The sequence below is a fragment of the Pseudomonas sp. St386 genome, from assembly GCF_018325865.1.
Lineage (GTDB): Bacteria > Pseudomonadota > Gammaproteobacteria > Pseudomonadales > Pseudomonadaceae > Aquipseudomonas > Aquipseudomonas brassicacearum.
Window position 1 is genome coordinate 6,056,978 of sequence record NZ_AP021900.1, and the last position, 15,413, is coordinate 6,072,390.

The window sequence follows — 15,413 nt, forward strand, 5'->3', positions numbered from 1 at the left end:
ACTTCTTCCTTATTCAAAGAGTGTTCAGGTCAGTGGTGTACAGCGAAATACCCAGCGAAGTGCTCAGGCTGACGGTGCCTTCGGCGTCCTCTTCGACAGAGAACAGCAGGAACTCCCGGCGATCTGTCAGGCCAGTGTCGCGGGCGTACAGCATCGAACGGTGCTCGACGCTGTAGGACTCATCCGGGTTGCTCACGCGCTCGCTCAACGTCACCAGTTCTGTCTGGCCAGCCTCGGTGCCCCACTCGCGGGTGTACTCGACGCCGTCGTGGGTATAGGTCGGCAGGCCGATCAGGCTTTCGGGGCCGGCCAGGCGACGCAACTCCGCTTCACTGTTGATCGTGACGTAGCTGAGGTAGTTGAACAGGATCACCGACTCGACCTGCCCGGCGATATCGCCACTGGTGTGCACTTGCAGCCAGTAGTCCTCGTCGTTCATGTAGCAGCGCGACAGCCAGTTCGACTGCCCGAGGTCGACGATGCCCAGGCTCCAGATCTGTTGGGAGGCCGGGATGACCACGGTGCTGTTGCCGTCGAGCAACAACTTGAGCGTGGAGTCGAACATGACCTGCTTGCCGGAGGCCAGGCCCAGCGGCCCGGTGACAGGCGCGCTATTACCGGCTGCCGTGTTCGCGTTCGGGGCCTCAAGCCCCATCAACTGTTTAAACCACCCCATGGGAAATTTCCTTGAGACGCGTGGAGGCGATGTAGAAGAGTTCTCCGCCCACGACGCGGGTGGCGCCGGGCGGGTTGATCGACGGGTGTCGGGCGCCCTTGGCGCGGTAACCAATCAGCGTAGCGTTGTGCTGTTCTTTCATCCGGGCATAAAGGTCGCCGAACGTCGCTTCAAACGCCTCGGGTAGCTTCATCAGGTACTGGGTGGCGCCTTGGCCGACACAGAGCAATTCATTGATGACCACGGACGAGCCCGGGTCCTGGGAGGCACGCACCAGCATTTCGATGGCCATGCTGGAGGTGCATTCCAGGCTCGGCGCATAAGCGCTGGCGAGGGCGGCGATTTCGCTGTCATTGAAGTGCGCGACCACATGCCCGGCGGGCTCCAATTGATTGACCGCCAGCACGGTGGCCAGGGTCAGGTCGTCGGAATGGGTTCGCACCAGCACGCGTTCGGCACCCGGCACGCCGGCACGCTGCAACAGCGCGACGGAGGACAGGCTGTCGCCCTTGATGAACGAGGTCTTGCCGGGCATGGGGTTTTCTTCAAGATCGCAATCGCAGATGACGATCAGATTGTCATTGGACGTTTCGTCCTGCAGCAGCAACTCAATGACCCGCTCGCTGGAGGCGCCCTCCCAGCCGATGAGAACCGTGTGGCCGACCTTGCCGGTGAAATCGCCTTTGCCCTTCATGCCTTTTCTCCATACATCAATGACGCTGCTGGTGGTTTTGCCGATGACCGTCGTCAACAGGGCAATGCCCCCGAGCATGATCCAGGTCGCCACAAAAATTCGCCCGGCGGATGTCTGTGGCAACAGATCGCCATAGCCGACGGTGAGCGTGGTGGTGAGATAGAAGTAGATAAACGTGGCGGCGGCGATGAGGTGTTGCTCGCCCAGCAGCACCAGGCCGATCCAGGCCGTGGACAGGTGCACGCCCAACGCTATGGCCAGGCCCGCCCAGCCGAACCGATGGAAGAAGGACGCAGCGTACGTGCGCAACAAAAGGAAAATCGACATTCGTCCCTGACTCCGTGGGGCTTCGTTCCTGGCGGGATCATCGCTCTGGCGTCTGAGGGCTCGAGCGTAGTGGCCGGACAGCATTAAACCTGCTGTGCGGTTTGGATAAAAGTGCTTTGGTGACAATAAATCGGACGATTTTCTGGAAAGCAGGACTCAGACACAAAAAAACCGATGCCGAGCACAAATCCCTCGCCACAAGGTCTGTGCCTGGCCTGGCTTGCCTTGGCGGGTCTTCACCAAGGCAAGCCCCATCCGATTACTCAGCCGATTTTTTCTTCAAGCGTTCCAGGATCGCATTGGCACTGCCTTCGTTCGGCGTGATGCCGGCGTCGCGCAGCTTGCGCTCCAGGTCGGAGCCGGTCGAAGCCTCGGCCAGTTCATCCTGGGCTTGCAGCTCGGCGGCGCGTTGCTGTTGCTTGGCCTGTAGGCGGTTGAGCGTACCGACGGCGGTTTCCAGCTTGCCATTGGCGCCGCCGCTGGCGATCGAAGCACTGACCTGGGCCTTCTGCACGCTTTCGCGGGCCTTGGCCATGTCCACTTGCTGACGCAGGCTTTTGATCCGGCTTTCGGCCTTGGTGATGTCTTTGCGCATGTTGTCCGCGTAACCGCCGAATTCGGTCGCGTGCTTCTGCTCGGCGTCCAGTTCGTTGGTCAGGGTCGAAATGGCTTCGGCCACTTCCAGCGCCAGGTCTTCGCGGTTGGCCTGGATCGCGGCCAGGGCCTTGGCTTCCAGGTCCTTGATCTTGGCGTTGTATTCGCCGACGCGATCAGTCGCCAGCTTATGCTTGGCCATGATGGTGACCAGCTCACGCTTGGCGTTGGCCAGCGCGCTGTCGGCATCGCGAATTTCCTGGTCGAGGATGCGCAGGGCCTGTTGGTCGACGATCGATTCACCGACTTCGCTGGCACCGCCACGCAGTGCGGTGAACAATTTGCTCCAGATGGACTGAGTCATTGGATAGTTCCTGTTCGGTGAATTAAATGAAGAAGCGTTCGAAGGCTTCGCTGGCGCGCTGGACGTTGTCGACGAGGGTTTTGACCTCGGTCACGACGTTGGTCAGGCTGGAGTCGGAGCTCAACGCACCGAACATGTTGTAGACGACCTGTCCGTTGGGCATGGTCTCGATGCCGATGGACGACAGCGGGAACATTTCCCGGCTGCGCAGCACGGCATCGTTGAAGGCCGCCACGTCGTTGATCGACTCGACGTCCACCAGGACGGTATCGACGATGATCTGGTCACCCACCACCGCGATGTAGATCGGCAGGCCACCAAAATCATTCATTTCCAGCTTGATGCTGGACTCGGAACCTTGAACGAGAGAAAGAGTGATGTCGTTCGCGACCACTTCGTCCAGGGCCTGAAGGGCGCTGTAGAGGCGATCGATGTTCCAGTTATTACCTGCGCTCATGTAATCCTCCGACATGAATGAGCCAGCCAGAATCGGTTGGCGTAGCTGTTTCTCCATCTGCTTGAGCAGGCTTCGGTTTTCGGGAAGCACCCAAGTCTCGTGTTTCACATACCCGGCGGCACTCAGGCCCGCGCGCATCTGCTTCATGTAGAAGCTCGACGGTTTTTTCGCGGAGGGTTTGGCGCGCTCTCCCGTGCGGCTCGCTGAATCGGTCACAGACCCGTCTGACGGATCTGATGGAGAGCTGGTTGACATGGTACTGACCCCACTGTGAAAAACTCACGCGTGAGAAACACTACAGGTACTTTCCAAACCTCACAATAGCTCACGCGTGAGATTTTTTAGCGACTGATCCCCCTTGTGGGAGCGAGCTTGCTCGCGATAGCGACCTACCAGACACCTCGATGCCGAATGTGCCGCCGTCATCGCGAGCAAGCTCGGCTCCCACAGGTTTTTTGAGCGTTCACAGATCAGGCGTCCACCATCGATCCTCTGTGGGAGCTGAGCTTGCTCGCGATGGCGGTGGGTCAGCTTGCATTGATGCTGGATGTAAGACCGTCTTCGCGAGCAAGCTCGCTCCCACAGGGGGATCTCCCCAGGCGGCGACATCAGTTGTGACTGCTGATGGCGCCTTACGGATAGCTGAAGCTTTTGACCAACGTCAGCTCGCCCACCGCCCGCATCGGCACGACGAACGTTTCCATCTTCTCGTTCGGCGTGCCCTCTTCGGTGATCACGGTAACTTGTGCGGTGGTCAGGGCTTGTTGCGCTTGCTCTCCACCGCCCTCGCCCTCTTCGTCGACCTCCTCACTGCGATAACCGCCGCCGTAGTAGTTCACATACACCAGGTACTGGCCTTTGATCGGCGCGGGCATGGCGAAGATTTCCGGGCCGTAGCCGGTGGTGACGTCGACGTCGAGAGCGGCGCCGTTGGCGGCGGCGCGGTCGCCGTACCAGATGTGGGCGCCGTCCGGGGTGACCAGGTGCAGGTCCAGGTCGGTGCCGTCGCTGTCCCAGGTCAACAGGACCCGCAGCTTGGCCGGTGTGGCGCCGCCGCTGGTGTTGAGAAATTGCGTGCGGTGGCGCTGCTGGCCATCGGCGCTGCGTACTTCAACGCTGTTGCTGCCGTTGGGGAACGAGAACGGCCGGTCGAAGCGACCTTCCTCGTCCAGCTTCAGCGGCAGGCTGACGCCGTTGACGATGAGTTGGCCCGGTACGTTGCTGTCCTTGGGTGCGCTTTTGATCTGCCCGGTAATGCGTGCGGTGTTGGCTTGGCCCGGGGGCGTGTTGACCGACGAAGCCGGGTAGTTGACGGTCTGGCTGAAACTTTCGCCTTCACCGCCCGGCGCACCGCTGCGCCAGCCGCCAATCGGAGTGTCGAGCTTGATAGTGTCGGCGGCCATGGCCGAGGGCAACGCGGTCAGGGCGCAGAGCAACAGCAAGACCTGTGGATAACGGAGTGTCATGGTCTATTCCAGCAAGAGGTGACGGGCAAGCCCTTCGATATAGGTTTCGTCCTGGCCGTTGGGATGAGCTTCGAAGGCCAGGTGCAGATATTCATGCGTCAGGTCGAGACGATCCTGCAGCGACAGCACGCCGCGCACGTAGATGCGCTGGCGCTCGCGGTCGACATAAGGCCGGCCAAAGGCGACGCGGCAGACGGCGAAAGCGCTGATTTCGTTGTAGCCCATTTCACTTTCCAGCCGCTCGCGCCAGCCCCGACGCTGTTTCAGCAACCAGTCCTGCGCGGCGGGCAGCGCCTCGCAGGATGCCACCGGGTTGTCCCAGCGGCTGAGGCTGGCGCGCGGGTAGGCGTGCAGCAGGATGGCGTCGTAGCGCTGGCCGGCGTTGGCTTGTTCCACCGCTTGTGCCCAGGACAGTTTGTCCGGCCCAGGCTGGTCGGAGTGGTAGGTAACATCGGTGCCGGCCAGGACCAGGTCGCTGGTCCAGGCGGCAATGGCGCGGGTTTCGGGCGCCGCCGGGCGTGGCGCGACGCGCTGGCGATGGCTGCTGTCGTCGATGCTCAGGCAATCGCCGTTACGCTGGGCGTTCTGCAGCAGGTAGGTGCGGATCGCCACGGCCAGGGCCTTGGCCGCCTCGGCAGGCTCGGCCTTGGCTTCGCGCTGCAAGACCCGGGCGACGTATTCCTCCCGGTCCAGACGCGCCACCAGCTTGCCGGGCATCAGGAACAGCTCGCCATCGCTGTGGATGTCCAATTGATTGCCATTGGTAAATTCGACGCGGTAGTCGCCGCGCAGTTGACCCGGCGAGGCCGGACGGTCACCGGACATCACCCGCTGCAACGGATAGCGGGCAAACAGGCCGACTTCCACGCAACGTCCGGTTTCCGCCGGCCAGCGCGCTGGCAATGCCGCCGCCAGACCTTCACCGTAGACCTTCAGGACCTGCTGGCTGGTGCCGCGGCCACCGGCCCACACCGGGGTGCCATCGGCCAGCCAACCGGCGAAACCGCCCTGTCGCGATGAAGGCCCCTGGTCACCCAGCCAGCTCCAGGTCTTGACCCGCAGGCGACTGCCCAATTCGCCGACCAGCCGCCCGTCGGCCGCGCTGAGCGCCACATCCAGCAGCACCCGTCGCGCCTGCTCCTGGGCCGGCAGCGTAGCCAGGGCCTTGAGTAACTGCACGACGGGCACTTGCGTCTGGGGTTGCAAGGTCGGCAGATCCAACAACCATGCCGGCGCCTGACGGGCCTGCCAGTAATCGCGCCAGTTCGAGGCCGACAGCCCGAGCCGCTGTGGCTCGAAATACAAGCCACAGGATTTCACCAGGGCCTGGTCACGACCGATGCTCTGCCCGGCGTTGCAGCAATAGACTTCTTCCTTCGACTCGCCGCGGCACTCATAGACCGGTTCGCGAGCGTCGGTGTCCACCAGCCAGGCGTAGACAAACAGCTTCCACAGGCTGCCCAGTGGCGCCTGCAAAGTGTCGGGCAATGGTTGGCGATCCAGCACCTGGGTCTGGCTCACGCGCAGCAATTGACCGTCGAAGGCCAGGCGCAACGGCTCGTCCTGCGCTGTTGCCAGCGCAGGGATCAAGCACAACAACCACCCAACCCACAGCCTGCGCATGTCAGTTGACCGTGATCTGACCGAGCGCCGGTTTCTGTTCCCGCGCCTGATGTTGCGGCGCGTAGACCTGGGTGAAGCGCACCGGTGGCAAGGTGAACTGGCCTTTCTGGGAGAAGCGCACCAAGTGCCGCAGGCGCAGCTCGCCACTGAGGGCATCCACCGGCACCGCATACGCCATCTGGCCGGGCTCGAAGCGGGCTTTTTCCAGGGACGTCGGCTCGCTGTCGGCCTTGCCCATCAACTGGATGCCCCAGGTAGTGCGCTCCACATCGGCGCCCGGCGGCAGCGGCACTTCGAGCATGCCGTAGCGCAGAGGCGTCGGCGCCTTGCTGTTGATGATCACTTCATCCAGGTAGAGGCTGTCGCTGGACAACGGTTTGTTGCCCACGGCTTCAAGCTTGAAGGTGAAGGCCTCGTCGCCCGGCACCAGACGCGACAGGCGACGGGTGATGGACACGGCCATCGGTGCTACCGGCGGTTGCTGGCTCTGGAAGCTCAGTGCCGCTTGCAATGGACGCTCCTGGGCGCCGGTCAGGGTCAGCATCGTTGGAAGCTGCGCGCCCTGCCACTGCCAGTAGGTTTCACCGGTCGCGCCCTGCTTGGCTACCCAGCCTTCGCCCGGTGCCAGGGCCACGGCCGGTGCTGCCTGTTCGATGCTGCGCTGCAACCAGGTCAGGGCCAGGGCCCGTTCCAGGGTGGACTGCTGCGGCAACACACGCTCCAGCAATGCCGTGGCGCGGGCCTGATCGAAGCTCTGCAACGACAGCACCAGGGCCTCGACGAACGGCTGCGAGCTGAGCTCCAGTTGCTGTTGCGCGGCATCGGCTTGACGACTGAAGGCCGCCGGCAACGGCACCTTGGCTTGTTTCGCCAGGGACGCGGTCAGGACACGGGCACTGGCCAAGCCAAGGGCCGAATCCGGGGCGTTCATGACCAGGCTGTCTTCGCCGCTGTCCAGCACGCTCTCGGTACTGTCTTCACTGGCCTTGGCCAGGTCGTCCATCAAGCCGCTGAGCAGGGTGTTCACCGGCAGTTGCATCTGCTTGGCGAACGACAGGATCAGCGCACGCTGCAGCAGCGGCGTATCGCCGGCCTGCTTGGCGTAGACCTCCAGCACCCGTTGCCAGTGTTCCGGCGGCAGGCTCAGGTCCAGGGCCTTGCTGGCGTGCCAGTCGGCGTAATAGGCATAGGCGGTGAGGAATGCATCCGGCTCACCGTCCTGGCCCCACCAGGTAAAGCTCGCCGAGGGGCCGGCCATCTGCACCAGGCGCAAGCGGCTGTTCTGCATGATCAACCGCAAGCGGTCGCGGATCTGCGGGTTCGACGCCAGGGTCGGATAGGCGATGCTCAATGGCAACAGACGGCTGGCGGTCTGCTCGACGCCACCGTACGGATAGCTCAGCAGGTCATCCAGGGCCGAACGGAACAACGCTTGCGGGCTGTCATCCAGGCGCAGGCGAATATCGCTGGCGTCGGCCGGCAGGGTCAACGGGGTGTCACCGCTCGCCACATCAAGGCGCTGGTTCTGGGTGACTTGCCAGCCATTGCCGCTGGCGTTCAAGCGCATGGCCAGGGCGTCCTGGGTTTCGCCGTTCAATTGCAACTGCACGCTCAAGTCGCCACTGCTCAGTTCCAGGGCCGGCAGCGCCACATAGTTGATGCCGTTTTTCAGGTCCACCGCCATGCGCTGTTCAGTGCCGGCGTAGCGGATCAGCAGCTCGGCCTTCAGTGGTTTTTCAGACTGGCTGAACGCGAACAGGCCCAGTTGCGGCTTGTCGCCCGTGCGGAAACGGGTCGGGCCGCTCCATTTCAGGTACAGCGGTTTTTCCGAGGCGATGAACTGCTTCTTCTGGCCCACTTGGCCGTCGTCGGCAATGGCCTTGGCCGTGATGCGCCAGCGAGTCAGCGAGTCCGGCATCTTGAAGGTGAAACGGGCCTTGCCGTTGGCGTCAGTGACCAGCTCCGGCTGCCATGCAGCGGTGTCGACGTCTTCACGACGTGGCCGCTCCAGTACCTTGACCCCGCGTTCGCTGCGGTTGGCCTTGCCCGGCGCGCCAGGGCTGCCTGGCAGTGCCACGTCGTAGCTGATGAACGACAGGCTGGCACTGGTGCGCACGTTGTTGCGACGCGGGTGATAGAAGAACTGATCGATGGTCGGGGCCACTTCCGGTTGCAGGGCGTAGACCATTTCGTCCACCACGCTGACCGTCAGGTGCGCCGGGATCGCCTTGCCAGCGAACTGGGTACTCAGGTCCACGGTCACCGTGTCGCCTGGGCGGTAGGTGGCTTTGTCAGTGACGACGGCAACGTCGATCTGCGGCGTGACCACCTTGATACCGGCGTTCTGGAAGCTGTACTGACCGCCTTTGGTGTACAGCACCGAGAAGGTCAGGTTCGGCGCGAAGTTATCCTTCACGGCAATGCGCGCGCGGTATTGGGTGTCGCTGAGCTTTTCCATCTTCAGCCAGTCGCCGCCCTTGGACAGCAGCGCCGTGGCCTCGACCTTGTCCCGCTCAAGCGACAGCAGCGCGTCGCTGACCGGCTCCGGGAAGGTGATCAGCGCCAGCGCTTCGTCACCGGTCTTGTATTCAGGCTTGTCGAAGACGATCTCGACAGTGCCCGGCACGGCCTTGATGCCTTCACCGGTCACTGCATGGGCGGCGGCGCCAATGACCCGGCCGTGGTCGTCCTTGAGCGTCAGGTTGTAGGTGCCAGGGCGATCGAAGGTCAGGCTGAAGCCCTTGTCCTTGGCCGCCAGTTTGCCTTCGCCGGTGCTCTGGTCTTCCAGGCGCACCCAGGCGTAGCTGCCTGGCGTCACGGCTTTGGCTTGTTCGTTGCCGCCTTCGTTGGCGTAGCTGAACGACACCTTCTGGCCGGTGGCGCTGAACCGCTGGGGAGCGCTCAGGCGGAAATTCGCCGCGCCACGGTCGATGAGGATTTCCTTGGTGGTCTTGACCCGATACGCCGCGCCATCGCTGGCAAACACGGTGAGCGTGTAGCGGCTCGGCTTGTCGGCGGCCGGCAAGTCGAGGGTCGCGTTGCCCTTGGCATCGGTGGTCACTTCGCTGCTGGTCAGCTCGACCGGGAATTGCCCCAGGTATTGCAGCTCGTTATCGACCATCGACAATTGCTGGGCGCGCAGGCTCAGGCTCACCGTGGCATTCACCACAGGTTTGCCGTCCGGGTACAGCAGCACAAGGTTGCCCTTGACCGGCTCGCCGGTGCGGTAGTCCTGCTTGGCCAGGTTCAGGGCGATCTCGAAGTGCGGCTTGATGTATTCGGCGACACGAAAGGCGCTGCTGTAGAGCTGGTCCTTGTAGCTGAAACGCAGCTCATAACCGCCGGCCACGGCGTTTTCCGGCAGTTGGAAACGGCCTTGGGTGCCGGCCTTGGAGTCGAGCTTCAGGGCCAGGGTTTGCAGCTCGGTACCGGTGGCGTCCAGCACGCTGACATTGACGTCGGCGGCGCTCGGTTGCACCGAATCACGGGCGTTCTTGAACTCACGACCGACGATTTTCAGCGATACCCAATCCCCTGGCCGGTATAGCGGCCGGTCGGTGAAGGCATAGAGCTTGGTGTCGTAGATTTCGCTGTCGTAGTAGAAGTTTTCCGAGACGAATACCCCGCCCTCCTCATCTTCACCGATGACGAAGGAACGCTCCGGGCTGACGTGCTTGAGGCGCAGCAGGCCGTCTTCATCGGTGGCACCGCTGCTCATCACGCCCAGGCCGTCGGTCCACAGCACGTTGACCTTGGGCACCGAACGCCCTTCATGCTTGCGTGCGGCCCAGACCAGCAATTCATCACCGGCAATCTTGCTTACCGCCACGGTGTTGGAGACGAAGACCATGGTGGTCGCGCGGTATTTGCCGATCAGCGCTTCCACCAGGTACAGGCCTGGCTTCAACTGGCCCAGCGGTACATAGACGTTGCCCGGCGCGACGCTGACGAAGTCACTGGACGAGCCGGCCAGGTTGACGCCCGCGGGCGGCTGGATCGGCTTGGCTTCCCAGAGCGGATAACGGAACTGGCTGACCACCGGCAAGCCCGGGATCAAGGCGAATTGTGGCGGTGCGTCGTACGGGGTCGGCGCGACCAGGGCATCACCGACACTCAGTTCCGGCACTTCTTCAATGACTTGCAGGCGCGACTCATAGGAAAACGCCCGTTGCATCACCCGACGAGACTTGCGGTACCAGTTGTCCCACAGGTACGCGAGGGTGTTCGACAGGCCTTCGCCCTTGAACTGGCCGTCGCTGACCACGCGGTGCAGGTTCTTCTGGCGCTTGAGGAAATCCAGCGGCTTGTCGATGCGATAGACGCGGATATCGGCGCCGCCGTAGGGCTCCATGCGGAATCGACGGTAGTCGCGGCCCGGCGCTTCGAGGCGAACCATGGCCTGCTCGTCGCTGGCAAAGCTGCTGTCGGCCAGCAGGAAGAAACTTTCACCGGACACCGGCGTGTAGCCGCTGGGCTCCACCGTATCTTCGGCGTTCACGACAGGTGCCAGCAACAAGACAAACAGCAGGGGCAATTTTGAACACAAGCGCAGCATGCGGGCACCGGTCATTGGGAGAGAAAGTTGAGTCGATAGACGCCGATGAAGTTGGGGTTGGCTGCGTCGGGTATCCATCGGGTGTCCTTCCAGTTCATGAGTTGTTGCAGGCTTGCGGAGCGCATGCCGTTGTCGGTAGGGGTTGTGGTGCCGGTGTGATAGGCGATGTAGCGGCCCATCCAGATCATCAGGTGCTGGTCGTCGCCCTGATCGAAGAACATCAGGTCGCCGGGACGGGCCTGGGCGACATCGCGGCCCACCAGGTGACTGTTGAACTGGATCAGCTTGATGGCGTTGACGTAGGGTCCGACCTTGCCGCCGCCCTGCTGCCATTGCTGGGCGAGGCGCCGTTGCGCATCGCTCAGTGGCAGTTCCGGCGGCAGGTAGCGATTGGACAGGCCATTGCTGCGCAGCCATTTTTCATCGTGGACCTTCAGCGCTTCGTTGGCGGCAAAGCGCACCAGCCCGGCGCAGTCCTGCTGATACCAGCGCGGGCTCGGGCCTTTGGTCAACTGTTCCTGGGCGATGCGCACGAACCAGGCACGAAAGACCTGGGATTGCTGCACGTCCAACGCCGGCGCCTCGACGGCAAGCGCAGGCCCGCCGAGCAGCAACGCCAGCAGCAGCGTCAACGCGGGGTTGCGGATCAGTGCTGTCACAGCGCTTTCCATTCCAGCGGCAGCCACTGCCAGTGGCCATCCGGCTCGCTGCCTTCAGGCAACGTCAGGGCGTATTTGCCGTAGCCGCCGAGGGTGCGCAGTTTCGGGATCAGGTAGGTTTGCGCGGCGTTGTAGAACACCGGCTCCATGTCCTGGGGCAAGCTGTCGAGGGTTTCGCGCTGCATCAGTTGCGCCATGGAGTCCGGGCCGAAGTAGACCGGCATCAGCAGGTCCTTGGGCACCACGTCGGCCATGGGCGGGAAGCGTTTGTCGAGGGTGCCGAGGGCCTTGTCCACCAGTTTGTCATCGAGGGAGAACAGCAAGGTCGAACCGTGGCGCGCCAGGCTGACCCGCAGGAAGGCCTTGCCGGTAATCGCGTCAGGCTGTTCCGCTTCCTTGGCCAGGTAGGGACCGAAATTGGAGCTGACCTGACGCAGCCACTGGTGCGTCGGGCCTTGCTGCTTCTCGACCACCGGGAATGCATGCTCGGCAACGTTGTTTTCATAGGCACCGACCATCGAACCGAACAGGTTGCCCAGGTCGGCGTCGAGCTTGCCGTCGTCTTCATTCAGGCTCGCCACCAGCAGCGGCGTGTACAGGCGCGAATCGGCGTACCAGCACAGGCCTGCTGCGCCGGCCACATGGTCGACCATGGCCTGGGCGGCTTTTTCGTCGGCACCGAGTTTTACCAGCAACGGTTTCTGTTGCTCGGCGGCCAGGGGCAAGGCCACGCAGGCACTGGCGCCCATGGGCATGGCTTGCCAGATCGGCTTGAAGTCGAAGTCCGGCTGGTTTTCCAGCTCGTCCATCGCCAGGAAGCTGTGCCAACCCTTGTCGTCCATGTCGAAACGCAAGCCGGCGAAGTTCGGGATGAACCGCTGGTAGCCCATGGCGAGCACGCTGGCGTTGACCGAGATGCGTTGCTTGACCTCCGGCGCCTTGGGCGGCAGGCCGAAGGCTTCGGGGAACAGTTTGTCGCCATTGAGCAAGGCAGCCAGGGCGGTCGTCGAAACGCTGCCCGGCTCAACCGCGGAGCCGCTGGCTGGGTCATACAGCTTGGTCGGGTTGGACAGCACCACCAGCTTGTCGCCATGGGAGGCGAAGACCAGGGATTTGCTGGCATTGTAGCTGAGCTGGTAGAGCGCGACGTCGTCACCGCCTACCTTCAGGTCGCTGAGCTTGCTCAACTGAGTGTCGTCCAGGGCGACTTTCGCCAACGGCTCCAGGACCTTGGCCAGGCCACCGCGATCCATCACCAACAGGAAATCCTTGAGGCGACCGTCCGCACCGCGCCACAGCGCGACATCGGCCGGCTGGTCGAAAAGTTCTTCGATCAGGCTGTCCTGCAGCTTGAGGTCATGCTCGTAGATGATCCGGCGCAGGCTGCCGATCAGCCCGAGACGGTCGGCATGGGCCTCGTAATAGAAGACGAAGTCCTCGGTGAGCGTGGCCTTGAGGAACGGCACCGCCAACAGGTCCTTGGGCAACTGGCTCAGGGAATGGGCCTCGAGCAAGCCGTCGGGACGGCTCAAGCCGAGTTTCTCCAGCGCCAACTCCATGGGCGGCGCCTTGGGCTTGTTCATGAACCAGCCCAGCCCGGCGGCCACACCGCCTACCAGGCACAGCCCGATCAGTATCGCCGGCCAGCGGCGCACAGGTTTGGCGACAGGTGTCGGCGTGGTCGGGGAAGCAGTGTTGTCGCTCATATTCACAAGGGCCTGTTCATCCGTGGAGCGGATACTTAGTAGTTGAAAGTCTTGACCAGCAACAGATCGCCAATGGCGCGCAGGGGCACGACAAAGGTCTCGCGTTTTTCATTGACGGTGTTTTCGTTGAGCACCAGGTTGATCTGCGAGGTGATCACCTCGTTCTCGTTACTGGTCTCATCGAAGTTGTAGCCACCGCTGCCGTAGTTGCCCCAATAGTTCACGTAGACCAGGTAGGTGCCGTGCATCGGCGCGGTCATGGTGAACATTTCAGGGCCGGGGCCATCGACGCCATCCGGGTCGAGACCACCGCCGTTGCTCAGCGCCGGTTGGCCGAAGAACGCATGTTGGCCGTCGGGTGTGACGATATGCAGATCGAGTTCGGCCTTCGGATCGTCCCAGCCCAGCACCACGCGGATCTGCGCCGGGGTGCGCAGGTTGTTGGCTTCATAGAATTGCACGCGCTTGAGGGACTGGCCTTCTGAGCTGCGCACCTCGACGCTGTTGGAGCCGGCGCCGAACGCATACGGCCGGGCGAAACGGCCGTCGTCGTCGGTATAGAGATTCAGTGGATTGCCGTTGACCGCCAGGCTGTGGGGCTGGCGAGCCGTGCCCATGGCCTTGAGCCGGCCCTCGATCATTGTGCGATTGCGCTGCACGCCCCGGTCGATGGGCGGTGTGGGATAGGCGACTTGCGGGTTTTCGGTGCGATCAAGCAAGCCGCTGTAGCGCCAACCGCCCACCGGCTCCGACATCTCGGCAGAAGGCTGCGCCCACGCCAGCGGCGCGCCCATCAGCACGATCAATAAAGAAAGAAAACGCACGTATGCCTCCTGCCATGCACGACGCAACCCGGCGCCAATCCTCAGCGCGCTTGTCATTATTCAGGTTTCGTCTGAAGGCCCCGTCGCAAGGGGGCCGTAGATGGCGCGAAGGTTAGCGATTCGGCGGATTATTAACAATCGGGGAACGCACGATTCTGTGTGGGAAATCACGTACTGAGGGGGGCGTGAGCCGAATAGAGGGCCTATTCGGCTCACAAAATGAGCCGAATAGCGCTATTATTCGGCTCATTCATCTTTGGACAGGCGCATGACACCCCATTGGATCTGGCAACAGCCCGACTGGCCCGACTTCCGCTGGCAAGCTGAAGCATTGGCCCCCCTGCTACGCGAATGCGTGCAGACACAAGGTCAATTGCTCGGAATGACGGGCGCGGTCACGGCTTCGCTCAGTGCCCAGAACGAACTGGATGCCTTGCTGCAAAACATCGTGACCTCTTCGGCTATCGAAGGAGAACAATTGAATGTCGGCTCGGTGCGCTCGTCCCTCGCTCGCCGCCTGGGCCTCGAGCACGTCGACGACACGCCGGTCAACCAACGCAGCGAAGGCTTGGCGAACCTGTTGCTGGACGCGACCCGGCACTTCAACCAGCCCCTGACGGTCGAACGCTTGCTGGAATGGCACGAGTGGTTGTTTCCTGATCAAACAAGCGACCTTGCCTATCGACAGATCCGCGTAGGCGCGCTGCGCGGTGACGAACCGATGCAAGTGGTTTCGGGCAGGCTGGACCGACCTATCGTTCACTTCGAGGCGCCGCCTCGCCAGGGCCTTGAACAGCAATTGCAAACGTTCGTCGACTGGTTCGAAGCCAGTCGCCATCAGGTCAGCCTCGATCCGCTACTGCGTGCCGGCATTGCTCATTTCTGGTTTGTTACTCTGCATCCATTCGACGATGGCAATGGTCGCCTGACCCGCACCCTGACCGATTTGGCATTGGCCCAGGGTGAGGCTCAGGCGATCCGTTTCTACGCCATGTCCGTGAGCATCCTGGACGACCGCGCCGGTTATTACCGAATCCTGGAAAACAGCCAGAAAGCCACGCTGGATATCACCGGCTGGCTGACTTGGTTCCTGCAGACACTGTTGCGCAGCCTGCATAAAGCGATGACACAGATCGAAAGCGTGCTGGGCAAGACCCGGTTCTGGCAGGCCCATCGCGCTTCGGCACTCACGCCTGAACAGTCCAAAGTGCTGAACCGGTTGCTCGATGGCGGCGAAAAAGGCTTCGGGCAGGGGATCAGCGCCACTCAATATCAAGCCGTGGCCAAGGTCTCCAAGGCGACAGCAACGCGACACCTGGCGGAACTGCTGGAGAAAGGTTGCCTGGAGCGGATGCCCGGCGGCGGGCGCAGCACCCGTTACCGAATAAACTATCCCGCTGATTGAGATCATTTGTGGCGAGGGGATTTATCCCCTCGCCACAGGTTCCGACATCCTTGCTGATCGGGG

The 15,413-nt window shown here is 62.5% G+C and carries 11 protein-coding genes; 1 reads left to right on the top strand and 10 read right to left on the bottom strand.

What is annotated here, in order from left to right; all coding sequences use genetic code 11:
* Nucleotides 1-13 precede the first annotated feature (13 nt).
* The 10 genes from KI235_RS26835 to KI235_RS26880 form a co-directional block, all read right to left on the bottom strand.
* Nucleotides 14-676 carry a DUF2491 family protein gene (locus KI235_RS26835; RefSeq protein ID WP_003205983.1) on the bottom strand — a complete coding sequence of 221 codons (663 nt, stop codon included), beginning with the start codon at nucleotides 674-676 and terminating at the stop codon, nucleotides 14-16.
* Nucleotides 663-1,697 carry an ion channel gene (locus tag KI235_RS26840; RefSeq protein ID WP_003205985.1) on the bottom strand — a complete coding sequence of 345 codons (1,035 nt, stop codon included), beginning with the start codon at nucleotides 1,695-1,697 and terminating at the stop codon, nucleotides 663-665. The genes KI235_RS26835 and KI235_RS26840 overlap by 14 nt, the downstream gene beginning before the upstream one ends.
* A 259-nt stretch (nucleotides 1,698-1,956) precedes the next feature.
* A complete protein-coding gene (locus KI235_RS26845) occupies nucleotides 1,957-2,655 on the bottom strand; it encodes a PspA/IM30 family protein (RefSeq protein ID WP_003205987.1) in 699 nt (232 codons plus the stop codon).
* A 22-nt stretch (nucleotides 2,656-2,677) separates the two neighbouring features.
* Nucleotides 2,678-3,259: a YjfI family protein gene (locus tag KI235_RS26850; RefSeq protein ID WP_013694303.1), complete on the bottom strand. Its 582-nt coding sequence runs from the start codon at nucleotides 3,257-3,259 to the stop codon at nucleotides 2,678-2,680.
* Between the two features lie 485 nt (nucleotides 3,260-3,744).
* A complete protein-coding gene (locus KI235_RS26855) occupies nucleotides 3,745-4,578 on the bottom strand; it encodes a DUF2135 domain-containing protein (RefSeq protein ID WP_003205991.1) in 834 nt (277 codons plus the stop codon).
* Nucleotides 4,579-4,581: 3 nt separating this feature from the next.
* Nucleotides 4,582-6,201 carry a DUF2300 domain-containing protein gene (locus KI235_RS26860; protein ID WP_212795375.1) on the bottom strand — a complete coding sequence of 540 codons (1,620 nt, stop codon included), beginning with the start codon at nucleotides 6,199-6,201 and terminating at the stop codon, nucleotides 4,582-4,584.
* Nucleotide 6,202: 1 nt separating this feature from the next.
* Nucleotides 6,203-10,771: an alpha-2-macroglobulin gene (locus KI235_RS26865; RefSeq protein WP_003205995.1), complete on the bottom strand. Its 4,569-nt coding sequence runs from the start codon at nucleotides 10,769-10,771 to the stop codon at nucleotides 6,203-6,205.
* Nucleotides 10,768-11,427, bottom strand: coding sequence for a DUF1175 family protein (locus tag KI235_RS26870; RefSeq protein WP_003205996.1), 660 nt, complete (start codon nucleotides 11,425-11,427; stop codon nucleotides 10,768-10,770). Before KI235_RS26870 ends, KI235_RS26865 begins: the two co-directional genes overlap by 4 nt.
* Nucleotides 11,412-13,121, bottom strand: a complete 1,710-nt coding sequence (locus KI235_RS26875; protein ID WP_013694308.1) for a DUF2138 domain-containing protein — start codon at nucleotides 13,119-13,121, stop codon at nucleotides 11,412-11,414. The genes KI235_RS26870 and KI235_RS26875 overlap by 16 nt, the downstream gene beginning before the upstream one ends.
* A 35-nt stretch (nucleotides 13,122-13,156) precedes the next feature.
* The gene (locus KI235_RS26880) at nucleotides 13,157-13,915 is read right to left on the bottom strand and encodes a DUF2135 domain-containing protein (RefSeq protein WP_049798063.1); all 759 of its coding nucleotides are present in this window, start codon (nucleotides 13,913-13,915) and stop codon (nucleotides 13,157-13,159) included.
* Between the two features lie 298 nt (nucleotides 13,916-14,213).
* Here KI235_RS26880 and KI235_RS26885 point away from each other — a divergent pair, with 298 nt between their 5' ends.
* Nucleotides 14,214-15,350 carry a Fic family protein gene (locus KI235_RS26885; RefSeq protein WP_003206003.1) on the top strand — a complete coding sequence of 379 codons (1,137 nt, stop codon included), beginning with the start codon at nucleotides 14,214-14,216 and terminating at the stop codon, nucleotides 15,348-15,350.
* Nucleotides 15,351-15,413 lie beyond the last annotated feature (63 nt).